General features: G+C 38.6%; 12 protein-coding genes. 9 read left to right on the top strand and 3 right to left on the bottom strand.

Annotation, left to right across the window (positions count from 1 at the left end; genetic code table 11):
• Positions 1-161 precede the first annotated feature (161 nt).
• Positions 162-2,546: an ABC transporter permease gene (locus FZF08_RS06840; RefSeq protein WP_159467900.1), complete on the top strand. Its 2,385-nt coding sequence runs from the start codon at positions 162-164 to the stop codon at positions 2,544-2,546.
• 3 nt (positions 2,547-2,549) lie between these two features.
• Here the strand turns inward: FZF08_RS06840 and FZF08_RS06835 are convergent, their stop codons facing one another.
• Both FZF08_RS06835 and FZF08_RS06830 read right to left on the bottom strand, forming a co-directional pair.
• A complete protein-coding gene (locus FZF08_RS06835) occupies positions 2,550-2,933 on the bottom strand; it encodes a type II toxin-antitoxin system VapC family toxin (protein WP_159467899.1) in 384 nt (127 codons plus the stop codon).
• On the bottom strand, positions 2,933-3,139 hold the full coding sequence (locus tag FZF08_RS06830; RefSeq protein WP_159467898.1) for a DUF2281 domain-containing protein: 207 nt from the start codon (positions 3,137-3,139) through the stop codon (positions 2,933-2,935). Before FZF08_RS06830 ends, FZF08_RS06835 begins: the two co-directional genes overlap by 1 nt.
• Positions 3,140-3,494: 355 nt before the next feature.
• Here FZF08_RS06830 and FZF08_RS06825 point away from each other — a divergent pair, with 355 nt between their 5' ends.
• From FZF08_RS06825 to FZF08_RS06805, 5 genes are all read left to right on the top strand, one after another.
• Entirely contained in the window at positions 3,495-4,049 is a 555-nt protein-coding gene (locus FZF08_RS06825; protein ID WP_159467897.1) for a hypothetical protein, read from the top strand.
• 7 nt (positions 4,050-4,056) lie between these two features.
• The gene (locus tag FZF08_RS06820; protein WP_159467896.1) at positions 4,057-6,474 is read left to right on the top strand and encodes an ABC transporter permease; all 2,418 of its coding nucleotides are present in this window, start codon (positions 4,057-4,059) and stop codon (positions 6,472-6,474) included.
• Between the two features lie 62 nt (positions 6,475-6,536).
• The gene (locus FZF08_RS06815; protein WP_159467895.1) at positions 6,537-9,005 is read left to right on the top strand and encodes an ABC transporter permease; all 2,469 of its coding nucleotides are present in this window, start codon (positions 6,537-6,539) and stop codon (positions 9,003-9,005) included.
• Between the two features lie 15 nt (positions 9,006-9,020).
• On the top strand, positions 9,021-11,393 hold the full coding sequence (locus FZF08_RS06810) for an ABC transporter permease (protein ID WP_159467894.1): 2,373 nt from the start codon (positions 9,021-9,023) through the stop codon (positions 11,391-11,393).
• A gap of 25 nt (positions 11,394-11,418) precedes the next feature.
• Positions 11,419-11,712, top strand: coding sequence for a hypothetical protein (locus FZF08_RS06805; protein ID WP_159467893.1), 294 nt, complete (start codon positions 11,419-11,421; stop codon positions 11,710-11,712).
• Between the two features lie 58 nt (positions 11,713-11,770).
• On the opposite strand, the gene FZF08_RS06800 is transcribed toward FZF08_RS06805, so the two are convergent.
• Positions 11,771-12,700 carry a serine hydrolase gene (locus FZF08_RS06800; RefSeq protein ID WP_159467892.1) on the bottom strand — a complete coding sequence of 310 codons (930 nt, stop codon included), beginning with the start codon at positions 12,698-12,700 and terminating at the stop codon, positions 11,771-11,773.
• A gap of 374 nt (positions 12,701-13,074) precedes the next feature.
• Here FZF08_RS06800 and FZF08_RS06795 point away from each other — a divergent pair, with 374 nt between their 5' ends.
• The 3 genes from FZF08_RS06795 to FZF08_RS06785 all read left to right on the top strand — a co-directional run bounded on the left by FZF08_RS06795 (position 13,075) and on the right by FZF08_RS06785 (position 18,486).
• The gene (locus FZF08_RS06795) at positions 13,075-13,644 is read left to right on the top strand and encodes an RNA polymerase sigma factor (RefSeq protein WP_159467891.1); all 570 of its coding nucleotides are present in this window, start codon (positions 13,075-13,077) and stop codon (positions 13,642-13,644) included.
• A gap of 1,121 nt (positions 13,645-14,765) precedes the next feature.
• On the top strand, positions 14,766-16,862 hold the full coding sequence (locus tag FZF08_RS06790; RefSeq protein WP_159467890.1) for a T9SS type A sorting domain-containing protein: 2,097 nt from the start codon (positions 14,766-14,768) through the stop codon (positions 16,860-16,862).
• A gap of 283 nt (positions 16,863-17,145) precedes the next feature.
• Positions 17,146-18,486: a GH1 family beta-glucosidase gene (locus tag FZF08_RS06785; protein WP_159468381.1), complete on the top strand. Its 1,341-nt coding sequence runs from the start codon at positions 17,146-17,148 to the stop codon at positions 18,484-18,486.
• Positions 18,487-18,694 lie beyond the last annotated feature (208 nt).

Genomic DNA, 18,694 nt, shown 5'->3' with positions numbered 1-18,694 from the left:
GGTTTTGGAAGTTTGTTTCCTGAAATGAGAGTGGGTTTTGTAGCTATTGAAGGAGATAGTTATACTTGATTAATTGACAGTTACAGATAATTTCTAAAACTCAAACAAAGGCTCGAAGCCACGGCTAAAAGCTAATCCCTAACCCCTAAAAGCCAAAAGACATGTTAACCAATTATCTCAAAATCGCTTTCCGTAATCTTACGAGGAATAAGGTATTTTCGGTGATCAATATTGCAGGGTTGTCGCTTGGGCTTACCTGTTGTATGTTAATTGTACTTTACACCAAAGACGAAGTAAGTTTTGATCGTTTTGAAGAAAACAAAGACCAGCTTTACCGGATCCAGGTAGCGATGACGGACGAGAAAGATACGCACGTCATAGGCAGTACCAATGCAATTCATGGACCTTCTTTCAAACAGGAAATTCCAGAGATCAAGGAAATCGTCAGAGCGCAGAGCAGTTCTTTTGTTGTAAAAAAAGGGACAGATCTGCTCAATGAAAATATTCTTTTTGCCGACGATAATTTCTTTACCGTTTTTTCAATGCCCTTGTTGTATGGCGATCCGAAAACGGTTTTGTCGGATATCAATTCCATTGTGATTTCCGAGGATGTTGCTGAGAAATATTTCAATACAAAAGATGCTGTTGGAAAAACACTGGATCTTAAAATTGATGATAAGTTTGAAACATTTAACGTTACCGGTGTTGCCAAAAAATGTCCTCAGAATTCCTCCATCCAGTTTGAATCCGTTATTCCTTTCAAATTCCAGGAAGCGCGAGGCTGGACGGATCAGGAATGGTTGGGGTTTTATATGAATACCTTTGTATTGTTGCACGAGAAGGCCAATTATCTGACTGTTGTTCCAAAACTTGATCAGGTTTTTAAAACAAAATCTGCTGTTGAAATCAGTAAAATCAAGGATTTTAAACAGAAAATTCACTTCGACCTTCAACCGTTTCTTAAAATTCATCTGGACGGCGAATCCGCAGATATCAGAAATGGGTTAGGCAAAGGCAGCAGCCCGATTTATACCTATATCCTTTCGGGAATCGCCATTTTTATTTTGCTGATTGCCTGTATCAATTTTATAAATCTCACCGTTGCAAGATCCCTCAAACGGGCAAAGGAAATCGGAATCCGCAAGGTTGTTGGAAGTCAGCGGAAACAGCTGATGTACCAGTTTTTGGGAGAATCGTTCCTTTTGTCGTTTATCGCTTTCAGTTTTGCCTTTGTATTAACCCATTTGATTTTGCCGGTTTTTAATGAGTTGGCAAACAAACAACTAGCGGTTTCTTATTTGTTCGATTTTAAACTTGTTGCCGGTTATTTTGCACTTTTTCTGATCACAGGTCTGGTGGCGGGATTTTACCCTGCCATGGTTTTGTCGGGATTCAGCCCGGCGCAAACATTGTATAACCGTACAAAACTGACGCAGCGGAATTATCTTACCAAAGGTTTGGTCGTATTTCAGTTTGCTTTGTCGGTTTGTCTTGTTATTGGTACCATTATTATTTATTCTCAATTTAAATATCTGACCAATAAAGATTTAGGTTATAATGATATCAATCTGATGCGTTTCAGTATCGGACGTGGCGGTGGCAGAAAGGAGTCGCTGGCCGCCATAAAGCAGGAACTGGAAAATACAGCAGGTATTAAAACGGTGGCTGCTTTCAACGGAAATTATAACAGTACCGGAGCAAAAATTGAAAAGGGAAGTATTGATTTCGGCTATATCGGAGTAGATGATAATTTTCTGAATGCGTTAGAAATTCCTATCATAAAAGGCCGCAATTTCTCCCGGAGTTTTACATCCGATCCAATGGAAGCGGTTGTGGTGAATGAAGCGTTCGTGAAAGAAGCAGGCTGGAAAGATCCGGTTGGAAAAGAAATTAATTTTGATTGGAAAAATCAGAAATATAAAGTGATCGGTGTGATTAAAGATTACCACTTCGCTTCTTTAAAAGAAAAGATAAAACCGCTTTTATTGACGCAGGATCCGAATTATGGATTGGGTACCATTTACCTTAAATTGAATTCAACTGATATTCCTGAAACGATCCGGACTGTTGAAAAGGTTTTTCACGCACATGTGCCTTTTATGCCTTTTGAATACAAATTTGAAGATGTCAGTAATTTGAAAAGATATGAAGCGGAGGCCAAATGGAAACAAATGATTACGTTGGCAGCCATTTTATCGATTTTTGTTTCCTGCATAGGTTTATTTGGTTTGGCCACTTTTAATGCTGAAACAAGGGTAAAGGAAATCGGGATAAGAAAAGTTTTGGGTGCTTCCGTTGCCAGTATTGCCACTTTATTATCAACGGATTTTGTCAAACTGGTTTTGATTGCGATCGTTGCAGCGTTACCAATTTCGTATTACGCGGCTACTATCTGGTTGGAGAATTTTCCTTACAGAATTGAAATTTCCGGCTGGTATTTTGCACTTTCTGCTGTTCTTGCCATTTCTGTTGCCGTTTTAACTGTTGGAATTCAAAGTTTGAAAACGGCCATGATGGATCCGGTGAAATCTTTGAAATCGGAATAAAATTTACCAGATTATCGGTAATTCGTAATGCTTAAAATTGTTATCCCTGCTAATTACAGTCAGGCTATCACAAATTGCCTGAGCAATAATAATTCTGTCAAATGGATCTCTATGGAAAATAGGCAAATTTATTAATTGACTTGTATGTAAAAAAGTAATAGGTAAAAGCTGGAAGTCATTTTTAATTACGTGCCATTCCAATTCCCGGAATGGCATTTCTATTTTCAATTTGTTGATATTTATCTTAATCGCAATCTCCCAGAAGGTTGCAATACTAATATACTTAACATTATCAGGATCTTCAATGATGACTTTTGAACTTTGCGAAAGTTCATTGTCGCCGTTGATAAACCAAAGAAAAGTATGTGTGTCCAATAAATAATTCATTACATATAATCCTTAAAGTCATCTAGAGGTTCGTCGAAATCCGGAGACATTTTAATTTTGCCTTTGGCACTTCCAAATTCAGGAATAATTTTCTTTTTTTTCTCTTTACTCGATTTCTCGATTAGAAAATCAATAAAATCATTAACCTCTTCTTTCAAGTCGGGGGTTAAAGTTTCTAGTTTCGTATAAATTGATAAAGTACTCATTCTTACTTTTTTGTCTGTTATACAAATATAAAAACAACTGCCAGTTTAAAGATAACTATATTGAAGTTATAGTTAATAGAGCACTCAGGAAATTTATTAAATGTTAATTACATTAAGATACTCTTTTTTTTGGGAATCATGGCAAGATTTTCGAAAGTCCAATACCGAACGAAAGTGTCCATAATCGGACACTTTTTTTGTTTCATATTTGATATAAAACATTTATAATGAAATAGTTAAATGCTATATTTTTGCCTGGTATAATAATTTCAATTCGAATAGACGGGTATTCCTGCAACACTGAAAAATGCAGATTATTTAACCCGGAAAATCAAAAAAAGCAACCCATTTAGCTATGAAAAAGTATTTTATCATTCTACTAACCACTGTAAATTCGATCGCTTTCGCACAATCGCGATCTGTGAATAAAAGTATAGAGGACGATGGTAAGTCTGTGTCGATCCATATCAGCGGAACAATTGACGGACAAACAATACGATATGATCATACTTTTGATCTGTCTTTTTTGGATAAATCGGAGCGAATGGCGCTGAAAGAAAAGGTGATGGACTCGTTGGATCTTTCTTTTCCTCCTGCTCCAAAATCTCCCACGGCACCCTTGTTTTCTGAGGAAGAACGGGAGCCGGAAATTTCAAGAAGAGTTCCCAAAATGACGATAACGGAAAGTACTGAAAATACAAAAACTGAAATCTGTGATAAAAAACAGCCTTTTTCAAAACAAATAAAATATAATGCCGAAGGACAAATGTATATGCACTATCAGTTTGTCAAAAACGGAGAAGATTTTGAATACGAGAGAACGTTGAACGCTAATGGAAAATCGGAAGAAGAACGTCAACAGATTATCACAGAAACAGAACAGGAAATAGGGTTTTCAATCTATAAATAATCAGCAGATGATACGTAATTACTTCAAAATTGCTTTCAGGAATCTCTGGAAAAGTAAGGGTTATGCAGCGATAAATATTGTCGGGCTTGCTGTCGCCTTTTGTATCAGTATTTTTCTTTTTCTGACGGCTTATTTCCAACTTTCATTCGATCTGTTTCATAAGGATAGCGACAGGATTTTTCAGACGTATCTGTTTTCAAATAAACCCGAAAAAGAAGAAAAAGGCACCTCCATGCCCATGCCGCTAACGCCTGCTCTGAAAGCGGAATATCCGGAAGTGGAGGCAGCTGCAAGATTGGTGAACGGCAGCAGTATGGTTGAATACAAAGGGAAATATTTTGATAAACAGGTGATGCTGACAGATCCTGATTTTTTGAAAATATTTACTTTCCCGATGTTAAAAGGTAGTTCGGAAACGGCGCTGAATGATCTGAGCAATATCGTGATCAGTGAGAATATGGCAAAAGCTGTTTTTGGCACTGAGGATCCCGTTGGAAAACAAGTAATGCTTGGAGCCGAAGGCGGAAGTCAAAAACAATATAATGTAACAGGAGTATTAGCTGATTTTCCGGACAATTCATCCATTCAATATGACGCATTTATCCGGGTGGAAAACCATCCGGGTTACCAGAATCAAAAGGATGCCTGGGACGCCATGTCTCACAACGTTTATATAAAACTGGCACCCAATGTCGATCAGGGTTCCTTTGAAAAACGGTTGAAATCTTTTTCAAATAAATATTTTGCAGGTAATATTGCCGTATTGAAAAAACAGGGAGCAAAACCTGATGAGCGCGGTGATATTTTTGCTGTCAGGTTACAAAAACTGGCCAATGTACATTTTAATAAAGATATTTCAGGAGGCTCTGCGGTTACGCTTATCTATGCATTGATGGGCATTGCCTGTTTCATTTTGCTGATCGCCTGTATCAATTTCATAAATCTGAGTGTTGCGCGTTCATTTACACGAGCTCGGGAAGTTGGTGTTCGTAAATCTTTGGGCGCACTTAAAAACCAGCTTTTTGTACAAATCTGGGGTGAAACATCGATGATTTGCTTTGTCGGATTTCTTGCCGGACTTTTTCTTGCCTATGTTTTTCTGCCACAATTCAATGCCACATTTAGAGGGAAACTAACGCTTGAATATATTTTCCAGCCAGCAAGCATGGCCATTGTTCTTGGTTTGTTTGTGCTTGTGACCTTGATCGCAGGCGGTTATCCGGCTTGGCAAATGTCTAAATTTAACGCTGTGGAGGTTTTAAAAGGAAAGATTACTTTAACGCGTCCCGGTATCTTGCGCAATTCACTCATTGTAACGCAGTTTACTTTATCTAGTTTGTTAATTTGTTGTACCATTATTGCGATTCAACAAGTGAATTTCCTTCGGACGCAACCGCTTGGTTTTAATAAAGATCAGGTGATCAGTATTCCCGTTGGAAATAAAGTGAATGGCCAGCAGGTATTACGCAGAATGCGTAATAAGTTGGATAATGACCCAACTATTCTTGGGATTTCAGGTAGTGGAGTAAATCTGGGCGTTGGAAGCGACCATAGTACGTCCAGAAGCATCCTGGGTTTTACTTACAAGGAAAAAGAAATTTCGTCAGACTGGGTTTCAGTTGATTACGAATATGCAAAAACGCTTGGAATTAAACTTCTCGGCGGCCGGGAATTTGATCCGGCATATCCAACGGATTCTCTGGACCGGGTGATCATAACGGAACAGATGGCCAAAATGATCGGGGAAAAAGATCCGGTTGGGAAATATTTTCAAACGGATACTGCAGGGGTGAAATATCAGATCATCGGTCTTATTCCTGATTTTCATTTGTATTCACTGAAAGCGGATCAGAAACCGATTACTTTACATATTTCACATTCAGAATCAATCAATTATATTTTTGTCCGGGTCACTCCCCAAAGTCTTTCCGGTGCGATGGACAAACTTAAAAATGTATGGAAAGAAGTCGCTCCGCAGTCAGAATTCATAGGTTCTTATATGGACGAAAACACCGATGCCTGGTATAAGGAAGAAGAAAGGCTATCGCAGATTTTTAGTCTGGCATCCGGTGTCGCAATTTTATTATCATGTCTGGGATTGTTTGCGGTTGCATTGATGGTTATTGAGCAGCGTACGAAAGAAATTGGTGTTCGTAAAGTATTAGGTGCCAGTATTTCAAGTATCGTTTATACGTTGTCCGAGGATTTTGTAAAAATGGTGGTTCTCTCCATTATTATAGCAACTCCGTTAGCCTGGTTTTTTATGCAAAAATGGCTTGATAATTATTCTTACCGTATCGAAATAAGTGCCTGGATTTTTGTTTCCGTCGGCATTGCTGCAATTTTCATAGCCTTGGTTACGGTTAGTTTTCAATCGATTAAAGCAGCTTTGATGAATCCGGTAAAATCTTTAAAATCTGAATGAAACACTTTTGTTGATAGATATTTTGTGTGATTTTTAACCTGACTTCTTAAAATAATAAAGCGATGATAAGCAATCACATTAAAGTAGCATTCCGGAATTTTCGCCGGCAAACTTTTTTTTCGCTTGTGAATGTTACCGGCCTTGGGGTTGGACTTGCGGCGTGTTGGCTTATCGGGATTTATGTTTATTACGAAAGGAGTTTTGATGAATTTTTGCCGGATGCGGATCGTATTTTTTCGGTCACGCTGGATTTTAAAATGGGTGGCGAAGAAGGAAAGACAACCAATACGCCTCCACCGCTCGGTCCAAGATTAGCAGCAGATTATCCGGAAATTGAAATGACAGCCCGGACTTTTAACCTCGGAAATGTTATTGTACGGCGCACAGTTTCCGGAGACGAACCGCTGCAATACAACGAAACTGCGGCGATGGCGGCCGATACTTCATTTTTAAAATTATTTGCTTTTCCGATTAAGGAAGGCGGTTTGTCAGCGCTTAATAAGTCTGGAAGTTTGGTATTAACTGAGCAAACTGCTGAAAAATATTTTGGCACAAAATCTCCGATAGGACAGGCTCTGGAAATCAATGGACATATGTATACGATTTCCGGTATCGTAAAAAATCTGCCTGCCACATCCTCAGTCCAGTTTGATTTTTTGTTGCCCATGGCTGATTTTCGGGTTGTAGAAAACTTCGCCTGGAGCTGGATTTGGCTTCAGGTGGATACCTGGGCGAAATTTCACAAAACACCAACGCCCGGAACAATAGCTTCACTGGAAGCAAAATTTCCGGATATGGTCAAAAGATATGCACCGGCAGCCTACGAACGAGTCGGACAGGATTTTCTGAAACAACTTGAAAAGGGTGACAAACTGGATGTTAAATTAATTGCTCTCAAATCATTACATCTAAATGCCGCGGGGTTTTATTCCCGATTGACAACACTTGGAGATAAACAGCAGGTAAACATTTTTGCCATTGTGGGTGGTTTGATCCTTTTGCTTGCCTGTGTAAATTTTATGAATCTTTCCACAGCCAGGTCGATCAAGCGTACCAGGGAAGTTGGCATTCGTCGTGCTTTGGGATCAAATAAAAATGTGCTGGTTGGACAGTTTCTTACCGAATCATTATTATACAGTGTAATTGCGATGATTCTGGCAGCTGTTTTAACTTCGATAACATTACCTTTTTTCAATAAACTTACAGGATTGAGACTTGAAGCGGCAGATCTTTATTCTTTAAAAATATTGCCTTACGTAATTCTCCTGCCACTTTTAACTGGTTTGGTCTGCGGTTTATATCCTGCCTTCTATTTTTCCAAATCCAAAACGGTTGATATTTCAAAAATGTCCGGTACGCCGGCTACGGGAGGTCATGTTTTTTTGCGGAATGGTTTGGTTGTATTTCAATTTTCTGTATCCATAGTACTGATGTTAGGCGCTTTTGTGGTTTACGAACAATTACATTTTGCTACGAAAGTTTCACCCGGACTGCAACGTGAAAACGTTCTGATTATTGAGAATGCCCGGCATTTGGGAAATGCTTCTGCCAAAGAAACTTTTCGTCAGCAATTGTCTCAGATTCCAGGTGTTGTTAATACAACATTTTCATCTTATTTGCCTTCTCAGGGAAGTTTTGGAGATTATTATGAGCCGGAACAAGGAGATCAAAAACACGCGGTTGTCAAAAGCCTGCTTCTAAGTTCTTTCATGACAGACCTAAATTTTGTTCCTACTCTGGGAATAGAGATAATTGCCGGACGGAATTTTCTGTCCAATACAGTGAGTGATTCAACAAGTGTTATTTTAAACGAAGCGGCTGTAAAAGCAATGGGCTGGGAAAATGGTGTCGGAAAATGGATGCGTTATCCGGGTAACCGGAACCAGCGTTTTCAGGTCGTGGGCGTGATGAAAAATTTTTATAACGGATCCGTGAAGCTGGCTATTGAGCCGATTGCAATTTTTAACGAATCGTCTAAAAGTTATCAAACCTGGGATTCCAACGTGGCTGTGAGATTACTGCCCGGTACTGAAAAATCAGTCATTCAAAAAGTGGAAGCACTTTGGAAAGCCGCTGTTCCTGAGGTACCCGTGGAGCATGATTTTCTGGATTCTTCTTTTGCCAGGCTTTACATTTCAGAAGGAAAAACGAGTACCGTTTTGGGCGTTTTTACAATTCTGGCATTATTTATCGGCTGTTTGGGATTATTTGCCCTGGCTGCTTTTACGGCTGAACAGCGTACCAAAGAAATTGGAATCAGGAAAGTACTTGGAGCTTCTGTTTTTGGATTGGTTCGTTTGTTGTCGGGCGATTTCCTCAAACTTGTATGTATCGCCATTATTGTATCGACACCGCTGGCCTGGTATGCAGTGGATAAATGGCTGCAAAATTATGCCTACCGGGTTCATGTGTCCTGGCAGATATTTGCTGTTGCTGCGATAATAGCTATTGTTATTTCTTTGGTTACAATCAGTTTTCAAAGTATCAAAGCTGCACTGGCCAATCCTGTAAAATCTCTTCGCTCAGAATAGTAAACCTAACTTCCTATGTTCAGAAATTATCTCAAAATCGCCGCCCGGAATATTTGGAAGCACAAAGATTATTCTTTTATCAACATTGTCGGACTGGCTATGGGAATGGCCGTTTCCATGTTGATACTCATGTTTGTCATGCATGAATATAGTTATGACAAGTTTCATAAAAATGGTGACAGGATTTATAGTATGCTGGCCACCGTGAATATGGACGGGCATAACATGCAGTTCAAGAATTTCAATGCAAAACTGGCACCACAGCTAAAAGAATCAACGCCGGAAATCCAGAACTTTGTTCGTTTGAAGGAATCCTATCAGTCGGTAGTTATTAAAAATCCTGAGAATTCGTCAGCGTTATTCAGTGAAAAAAACTTCATATTTGCCGATCCTTCTTTTTTTAAAGTTTTTTCGTTTAAGTTAAAAGAAGGTAATGCAGATGAGATTTTAAATAAACCCTATGCACTTGTAATTTCCGAGCGTGCGGCGAAGAAATATTTTGGAGAAAAAGATCCTGTCGGGAAAACGCTTTTATATGAAGGAAAACATTTGTTTGAAATTACAGGTATAGCTGAAAATCCTCCTTCCAATTCTACCTTCAATTTTGATTTTGTCGCATCACTTGCCACAATCCCTCAGCTAGGCAAAAATGAAAAGGATATGTGGGAACATGCCGGTGCCTTCAATACATTTCTGTTACTTGATTCTGAAAATTCAGTAAAAAAGGTTGAAAAAAGTATTATTGCGTCAGGGCTTAAAATCGATGATTTTGATAAAAAAGCAAGTTATTCACTTGAAGGATTTACCACCATTCACCTTGGGAATAATTTTGTGGATTCGGGGAATACCGCACTGATCAATATTTTTGCCGGTATTGCTTTATTGATATTGTTTCTGGCACTTTTCAATTACATGAGCCTTACCACCGCAAGGTCAACACAGCGTGCGAAAGAAGTAGGCGTTCGTAAAACGGCAGGAGCGGGGAGAAGTGGTTTGATCAGGCAGTTTTATACCGAATCAGTCATGGTATGCTGCATTGCATTTGCCTTATCGTTTGTTCTGGTAGAAATTATGCGCCAGCCATTCTACAATTTATTAAATCTGAAAATTGACAGCTCTTTTTTATTATCTCCTTCTTTTATTGGGATATTGACTGGTATTTTGCTTTTTAGTGCATTCGTAGCGGGCAGTTATCCGGCACTGATCTTATCAGGTTTTTCTCCGATTGAAGTATTGAAAGGAAGGTTAGGAAGCCAGCAAAAGGGCGTGGCTTTACGTAAAGTTTTCATGGTTTTTCAATTTACTGTTTCCATTGCACTAATCGTTTGCAGCTTCATCGTGCAGCAGCAATTGAGCTTTATGCAAAACGTAAAACTGGGATTGAATAAAGACCAGATGTTGAATATCCCGTTAAGCGGATCTGTTGGTAAAAATTATTTTTCATTAAAAAACGAGATAGCAGAACTTGCTGGTGTGGAGGACGTTACTTTTTCAACAACCAGCTTATACAAAGGGTACAGCATGTTTTTTGCCCAAAATAAATCAACCAAAAAGGATTTAAGTGTGTCATATGCCGAAGTTGATGCCAATTATATGAATACGCTTGGGCTAGCCTGGAAAATAAAGCCGGAGGGGAGTTCCTGGAAAAACGGACATGGTATATTGTTGAATGAGACGGCAGTAACCGACTTAGGCTTAAAAGGTGATCCATTGGGACAAACTGTATTTAACAGAAATCTGGTGGGGGTTTTAAAAAATTTCCGATTCGCATCAACCAAAAGTGACAAGCTGCCTATGGGGCTTTTCATTATGAGTGACACCACAAATATGCTGGCTGATGAACAAGGGTCCGGAGTTTTGTTTGCCAGAATGGACCCCAAATCCAACATTGTTGAAAAAATAAAAGCAATTGAAACTATTTACAAGAAATATTCGGCCGATAAGCCTTTTGAATATTCTTTTCTGGATGATGCTTTCAATGATACATTCAAGACAGAAATTCGGATGTCCAAAATGTTCACGGTATTCACAGCTTTCGCCATCTTTATTGCCTGCATGGGATTATTCGGTTTGATCACATTTACAGCAGAAACACGGACAAAAGAAATAGGAATAAGAAAAGTGCTGGGTGCCAGCGTGGCTAGTATTGTTGCGCTTTTATCAAAAGATTTTTTCAAACTGGTGGTTATCTCTATCGTTTTGGCTACACCGGTCGCGTGGTATTTTATGAAAAAATGGCTGGAAGATTTTACTGAAAGAATTGAAATAGCCTGGTGGATTTTTGCCATTGCCGGACTCATGGCAATCATTATTACCTTCATTACAGTTGGTTTTCAAAGCATCAAGGCAGCCCTCATGAATCCGGTTAAATCACTTAAAACAGACTAAACAGACACAACTAAACATCAATTATATGAGCCATATAGCGATCCCGATTCCAAACATTCCAGGAAGGCATGAAATCGAAATTGAAGTAACTGTGAATGGGCTGAAAGAACAGCTGCATTATCGTGTTGAGCTTTTTTATTGGGACAATTGTTCAAATCCAACCGGCCATCGTGCGGATTGTATCAGTGAAATGCTCTCTCATCAGGATCCGGAATGGGCCGTTTATTACATAGGCGCGCCCACGGACGAATATGTGCCGATTACGTTTGTCAAAAAAGAAAGTAGATGGCTATTGCAGAAAAGCCGGGCCACCGCGTAAACTTTTACATAAGTTTTTTGTCAAATTCTTACCTGTTACCGGGTAAGAATTTTTCATTTTAAAACCACCATCTTTCATATTCGGAAACGGGTTTCCATTTGCTTTTTGGTTCGAAATGATTCCATATTATTTCGGAAACTTTACGGATCATGTCGTAGCCTTCATTATCTCTTTGCCAGCGCTCGTCCTGCTGGTTTTTGGTTGTAATACAAAAAACATAATCACCATGAGGCGCGTGAACCATCACTACTTCTGATTTGGCCTGATTTACTGCCCCACTTTTTGCTCCGGTTTTAATAAAAGGCGGAATTTGGGACAATGCTTCGCCATCCCAAAACTGCATTCCTAAATAGCGGTACATTCTTTCACTTGCAGAAGGACTGATCACTTTCCCCTGCCGGATCATTACCATCAATTCGGCCATTTCGCGCGGTGAAGTTTGTCCCCAGCCATAGATTGCCTGGTTTTGTTTCCGTCCAGGCGTTCTGGAATTGACACGTGTGTTGACAAATCCATTCGTTTCCATCCATTGATTAATTGCTGCGCCGCCACCTGCCAAAGCCTGCAGCCACAAACTTCCGGTATTATCGCTCAATGAAATCATCAAATGAATAACTTTTGGTAAAGGAATTTTAGTGCTGTCACGAAAGGAACCTGTGATTCCGTCATCATATTTCAGGGAATCGCGGTAGGTGAGAAGCTGGTCAAATTGAAGTTCACCCTTATTTATTTTGTCAAAAACACCAATCATGATGGGTATTTTCACCATACTCGCAGTCGGGAAAATTGTATCGGAGTGCACGGAAGCAAACTTATCTGTTTTTAGATTTCGCACATACACACCCGCGCTTCCTTTAAAACCAGCCAATGCTTTTTCAAGTTTTTCAGTAAGCTTTTTATCAGATTTGGAGGGAATTGAATTAAAATTTTGAGCTGGTACAGCAAAATTCATGAATGTTAAGACCGTAAGAAAATAAATGCGTTTCATATAGTAAAAAGGTAGTTTGGGGAAATTCGTCAAAAATAAATCTGTATGTTAAATATATATCAGGTAACTAAATGTCTTGTTATGAATTATTTGTGAGGATATGTTAATTGATTTACAAAATAATGACACAAAATTTTTTATGAAAGGTGGGGAATGGATTCCCGTGCCGCAATTTATATATTCCTCAGTTTTTGTATAATCTGTGGAAATTTATTAGAAAATAGAAATCCTTCAAAAATTAAATCCACAACATAGAAGAAAAGCATACACACATTTGCCATCCGGGAGTATGGAACATGTTTTGTACTAACATATTATGAAGAGCTAACAAAGCTGTCGGACTTACCCAAAATAATTATTTAATAATAAGAAAGATGATAAGTAAATCTGCATACACCGAACGTGAGTTGATATCTTCTTTGAAGTGCAACAGTAAGGAGGCTTTCGAATATCTTTACGACCATTATGCTTCGGCCTTGTATGGTATCATTATGAAAATTGTTAAGGATGAAGAGAAGGCGGCGGATGTAATGCAGGATTCTTTTTTGAAGATCTGGAAAAATATTGATAGTTATAATAATGAAAAGGGGAGTTTGTTTACCTGGATTCTGAATGTTGCCAGAAACACAGCCATAGATCGGTTAAGGCTTGATGTTAAAAAGGAAAAATCGGTAAGCTGGGATACTGTTCTTGAATCAGAAATGGGAAATAATGTTATATTTAATCCAATACCTGCCACAATTGATATTCGTGCAATCGTTTCCAGGTTATTACCTGAAAAAAGTATTTTAATTGATCTTGTTTACTTTCAGGGATATACGCATGAAGAAGTGTCTGACAAATTGAGCATACCGCTGGGTACTGTAAAATCAAGAATCCGCAAGGCGCTTAAGGAATTAAGAGAAATTTTTGATGTTTGTAACTACGCGCTAAGAGCTGCATAAATAAAAAAATAGCAATTTGGACCAGTTTCTCTTTTCGGGATGCTGGTTTTTTTTATGGATTTTAGTTTTTAGCGAATAAATTTAAGGAAAGCGAAAATTATATTTCCTTAATACACTGTTTTAGAACGAAATAAATAATACTACATAATCCAGATTTTCTCTTAGCGAAAATCCAAAGAGTACTACAATTTCTACGAAATGATTTATTGTTGCATCATCTAATATAATTCGGTCAAAAACAAAGGTTTTCTTGAAGGAATTAAATTTGGATGTAAAAGCTATATTGAGACTGAGGTTTGAAGTTAAAGTAATATACGGGCTTTTTTTTTCTTATTTCACTTTTCACTCAGTGTTAAGAATAAAATAGTAGCGGATTGTAGAGTAAGTTTGATGACGTATAATAAATAGCGTTCATTTTTCCTTTTTTGCCTCTTCTAACTCCCTGAGTGTGATTAGTTTTGTAACCTTATCACCTTCGGCCGGTGAATTATTTTTTAGTGGTCTTCCAATTGACTTGATTAATAAGTGGTTGGAGTTTTGTCAAAATGAACGAATTTTTAATGATACTTGAATCTTATTTTAGAATTATTTTATGAGTGAATAGAAAAAAATAAGTCACAGAATATGTTTGCAAATTTATTGAATACTTGGAAAAATCATATTTTGTCTTTGGGGTCAAAAAAATCACTTTTTCTTATTTAACGGTATAGGTAAATTTGTAAAGGGTTGACAGGTAAACTATTTAACTTTTTTTGGTAGTAGATTTAGTTGTTTTTACTCCGTAGAATTAATTTAATTATTACCGTAGATGTAGTTGTTTGTGATTTATAATATAAAATTAATCATAAAAATGATTTGATTTTTAAATAGAATTTTTTTTACATTTGCACTTGTCGACACCTCCATAAATAACCATAGAAGTTTAACTATACTGGTCATTGCAACATTAATGATTGATAGGATAAACCGTCCGCTAATCCGTTAAGAAGTTTAATTGTTTTGAATTCCAATTGAATCAGATCAATCTGTTTTATGGAATATTTTTTAAAAAAATCATGTCAGTCAGTACTTTATTTAACCCGTAAATTTCTCATCATTATCGCTAACAACTATACATTCTCATGAAAACATTCTATTCATTAATAGTGATATGTGCTCTTAACCTGTACATATCAATTGGTACAACAAATGCCCAAAAGATAGTTTCTCAGCCCTCTGGTCTTTCGACAGTCGTCAAAAACAACGTAAGCGCTCCTGCCTCAGCCGCGAGGACAACAACATATCCAAAAGGAGATTGTTCTTGTTCGAATAATTTATTGGCTGACCCAAGTTTCGAAGACAGCGATCCTTTCAGTGGCTGGAATAAATCAGGAACATGGTCAACCGATGGAACTTACGCTGTTTGTGGTTCTGATGCAGCGGTTTTGCAAAATGCCGGTTCTATATATCAAGATTTCGAAATTGTCCCTGGGTCAGTAGTAAATTTTACTATTTGGGGTGGATATCACGTATTCAAGTCGCAGACTTTTAAGAGGACTTTTATGGATGTCAATAAAAAGCTAATCACGGCTGACTCCCTGATCGTTGATTGGGACGTGGATGTTGCGCCTACATCCGGACCAATTTTAAAAAAATATACCTTTTCGGCAGCGACGGCACCTGCCGGTACCGTTTACGTTCGTGTTGAAGCAAAAGCAAAATCGGGAGATTGGTTTAAAGTTGACGGAGGTTGTTTGCAGATAACTGCCCCTCCTATTAGTTGCGGATGCGATAACAACGTATTATTAAATCCTAGTTTTGAAAATGGGATCACTTCATGGACATTTACTAAGATTGGTAATGGTTCAGCTAGTTCCAATACTACCTACGACGTTTGTGGTAGCAATGCGATCGTTATTAATGGTGGCGGTAAACTTACCCAAGACGTGCCAATTATTGGAGGTACAACGGCAACACTTACAATTTATGGCGGGTACCATGAAAAAATAGGCCAGAAGTTTAATCTGATATTCCTTGCGCCTGATGGTATCACCGCTCTCTTGACAAAAACTGTGGAAGTAGACTGGGATGTTGATATCGTTGCTGCCGGTCAACCGATATTGAAACAGTATTCATTAACCGATGTAGCGCCTCCTGGTTCGTCATTTGTTCGGGTAGAAGCAACTACACCAGGTCCTGATTTTTTCAAAATTGATGCGGCTTGTCTGAAACTTACCCCTGCCCCTTGCGAAACTTGTACGGGTAATCAACTGGTAAACCCAAGTTTTGAAGATGGGGTAAATAGCTGGGCAAAGACCGGGGACGGTACATTTGCAACTTCAACAGACTATGTAGTTTGTGGAACTAAATCAGCTAAAATAACGAATAAGGCTGCTATCTCGCAGACAAAAAATATTGCTCCTGGAAATACAGTAACCTGGACAGTATATGCCGGATATGAAGGTTCGAATACTGGATTCACACAGACTTTAAAGGTGAAATTCTTTAAGGGAACGGAAGAGATAACAGGGTCAACAGTGACTCAAGTAATTGACAAATCCGTAACAGCGGCCACAGTTGGCTTGAAAAAATATACACTGACAAAACAGGCACCTTCCGGTACAACTTCGGTTGTTCTTGAAATTTCTTCAAGCGCAGGTACTATTTATTCTGATCTTGGTTGCTTCCTGCTCAAAACGGATACACCGCTTCCTGTAACACTTACAGATTTCAGCGTGAAAAAAGAAGGAACAGCTGCTTCACTTGCATGGAAAACCACAGCAGAGACCAACTCAAAATCTTTTGAAGTACAACATAGCCTTAATGGTAAAGAGTGGGCAGTTTTAGGCTCAGTTGATGCACAGGGTGAAAGTTCAGTAACCAAATCTTACAACTATACACATGCTACTCCTGCTAACGGCAACAATTTGTATCGTCTGAGAATGATCGATAAAGATGAAACGTTTGCTTACAGCAGAATAATCAGTGAAAATTTTGTTACCGATGAGTCAGCAGTACTTTACCCCAATCCGAGTTCGAATTTCATGAAACTGAGAAATGGTAAGGAAAAAATTGCCAGCATTCAGATCTATGACATCAGAGGAGTAAAGGTGAAAGATTTTGTTCCGAAAGATGGTGTTGATGTAGATATCAGTAATCTGTCTTCTGGAAGTTACATCGTAACCTTTAAACAACCCAATGGCTTGATAACCAAACAGAAAATTACGGTAATCAGGTAGTACAAAGCGTTATTAATTTCAAAATCCTTCACCTGTCATTCGGGTGAAGGATTTTTTTGTTTACATACGGTCATCGCTGATAAAGAATTAGCTGTGCTTTCACATTGATCTTTCCAATATTAAGTTTTTCATATCATTACGCTATTGTTATCTTTTTGGCAATTATTCCATTTAATTTTGTGTTAGTGACTTCACGTTCAGGACATAATTAGCAGAAACATTGAAGGATTTTAATCAAATCAGTATAGTGCAGGAAGAAACCGAAAATCTGGAAATCCCGAAAATGGGTATTCTTTCCAAAAAAGATTTCGGCGTTGATTTCAGGTGGGGCACTGCTACTGCAGCATTTCAGGTTGAAGGCGCGGTTGCAGAACATGGGCGGGGAGAGTCAATCTGGGATACTTTTACCCGTCAAAAAGGGAAGATAAAAAATGGCCATCACGCAGAGATTGCCTGCGATTTTTACAACAGATATGATGAGGACCTGGAATTAGTTGCGGATCTTGGCTTCAAAGAATTCCGTTTTTCCATTTCATGGTCTAGAATTTTGCCGAATGGAACTGGTATAATTAATGAAAAAGGAATCGATTTTTATAACCGGATCATTGATAAATGTATTGCCCTTGATATTGAACCCTGGATTACTTTATATCACTGGGATTTGCCTCAAGCGCTGGAAGACCGCGGAGGCTGGAAAAACAGAGAAATTGTAAAGTGGTTTTCTGAATACGTTTCGCTTTGCGCGGATGCTTTCGGTGGAAAAGTCCGTAACTGGATCATTCTAAATGAACCTATGGCCGTTGCCGGCCTGGGGTATACAACAGGTATGCATGCGCCTGGCAAAAAAGGATTATTTAATTTTCTGCCGGTTGTGCATCATCTGGCTTTATGCCAGGCAGAAGGTGGCCGGATTGTCCGGGATATGGTGCCTGAGGCTTACATCGGTACAGCACTTTCCTGTTCACATGTGCAGCCTTTTTCGCAAAGCACAAGAGATATCCGGGCGGCCAAAAGAGCGGATGCAATCATGAACCGTCTTTTTCTGGAACCGTGCTTAGGTCTGGGTTATCCTATTGATGCATTTCCATTTCTGAAAGGAATTTCAAAATTCATGCTGGAAGGAGATGCTGAGAAACTGGCATTTGATTTTGATTTTATCGGACTTCAGAATTATTTCCGGGTTATTGTAAAGCATTCTTACTTCGCACCTGTTTTGTGGCTTGAAGAAGTATCGGCCAGGAAAAGAAATGTTCCGTTGACGGCTATGGGCTGGGAAGTGGCGCCGGATGGGATGTACGAAATTTTGAAACAGTTTGCTAAATACCAAAATATCAGGGAAATCATTATTTCTGAAAACGGGGCAGCTTTTGATGATGTGTTGGAAAATGGAGAAGTTCAGGATCACAAAAGGATACAGTTTTTTCAAGAATATCTTGCTAATATTTTAAAGGCAAAAAACGAAGGTGTGAAAATAGGAGGATATCTCGCCTGGTCTCTTTTAGATAATTTCGAATGGGCCGAAGGATATGGGCCTCGTTTTGGGCTTGTTTATGTCAATTATGAAAATCAGGAACGGATTATCAAGGATTCGGGAAAATGGTTTGCTAAATTTTTGAGAGAATAAGAGTTTCACGCGAAGCAGATAAGAAAAAGGGTAAAGCACGCAAAGTTAAAATCTTGGCGAGCTTTGCCCTTCACTTTTTTGCTACTATATAACTTCTTCATGCTGCCTCAGCCATAAGCCTTTTTAGTGCCCTTTCTAAATTTGCAATTTTAGCCAATCTGTATTTTTCTCTGTATTCGTCTTGGTCGAAAGGAATAAAAGGCTGCTT

This window comes from Dyadobacter sp. 3J3 (assembly GCF_009801115.1).
Taxonomy (GTDB): domain Bacteria; phylum Bacteroidota; class Bacteroidia; order Cytophagales; family Spirosomataceae; genus Dyadobacter.
Note: the sequence above shows the minus strand (reverse complement) of the source record. Positions and strands in the feature narration are given on the sequence as shown.

What these genes read in the sequence shown, in the direction of transcription:
- FZF08_RS06840 (WP_159467900.1), top strand. Translation starts at nt 162, where the DNA reads ATGTTAACCAATTATCTCAAAATCGCTTTCCGTAATCTTACGAGGAAT.
- FZF08_RS06835 (WP_159467899.1), bottom strand. Translation starts at nt 2,933, where the DNA reads ATGAATTATTTATTGGACACACATACTTTTCTTTGGTTTATCAACGGC.
- FZF08_RS06830 (WP_159467898.1), bottom strand. Translation starts at nt 3,139, where the DNA reads ATGAGTACTTTATCAATTTATACGAAACTAGAAACTTTAACCCCCGAC.
- FZF08_RS06825 (WP_159467897.1), top strand. Translation starts at nt 3,495, where the DNA reads ATGAAAAAGTATTTTATCATTCTACTAACCACTGTAAATTCGATCGCT.
- FZF08_RS06820 (WP_159467896.1), top strand. Translation starts at nt 4,057, where the DNA reads ATGATACGTAATTACTTCAAAATTGCTTTCAGGAATCTCTGGAAAAGT.
- FZF08_RS06815 (WP_159467895.1), top strand. Translation starts at nt 6,537, where the DNA reads ATGATAAGCAATCACATTAAAGTAGCATTCCGGAATTTTCGCCGGCAA.
- FZF08_RS06810 (WP_159467894.1), top strand. Translation starts at nt 9,021, where the DNA reads ATGTTCAGAAATTATCTCAAAATCGCCGCCCGGAATATTTGGAAGCAC.
- FZF08_RS06805 (WP_159467893.1), top strand. Translation starts at nt 11,419, where the DNA reads ATGAGCCATATAGCGATCCCGATTCCAAACATTCCAGGAAGGCATGAA.
- FZF08_RS06800 (WP_159467892.1), bottom strand. Translation starts at nt 12,700, where the DNA reads ATGAAACGCATTTATTTTCTTACGGTCTTAACATTCATGAATTTTGCT.
- FZF08_RS06795 (WP_159467891.1), top strand. Translation starts at nt 13,075, where the DNA reads ATGATAAGTAAATCTGCATACACCGAACGTGAGTTGATATCTTCTTTG.
- FZF08_RS06790 (WP_159467890.1), top strand. Translation starts at nt 14,766, where the DNA reads ATGAAAACATTCTATTCATTAATAGTGATATGTGCTCTTAACCTGTAC.
- FZF08_RS06785 (WP_159468381.1), top strand. Translation starts at nt 17,146, where the DNA reads ATGGGTATTCTTTCCAAAAAAGATTTCGGCGTTGATTTCAGGTGGGGC.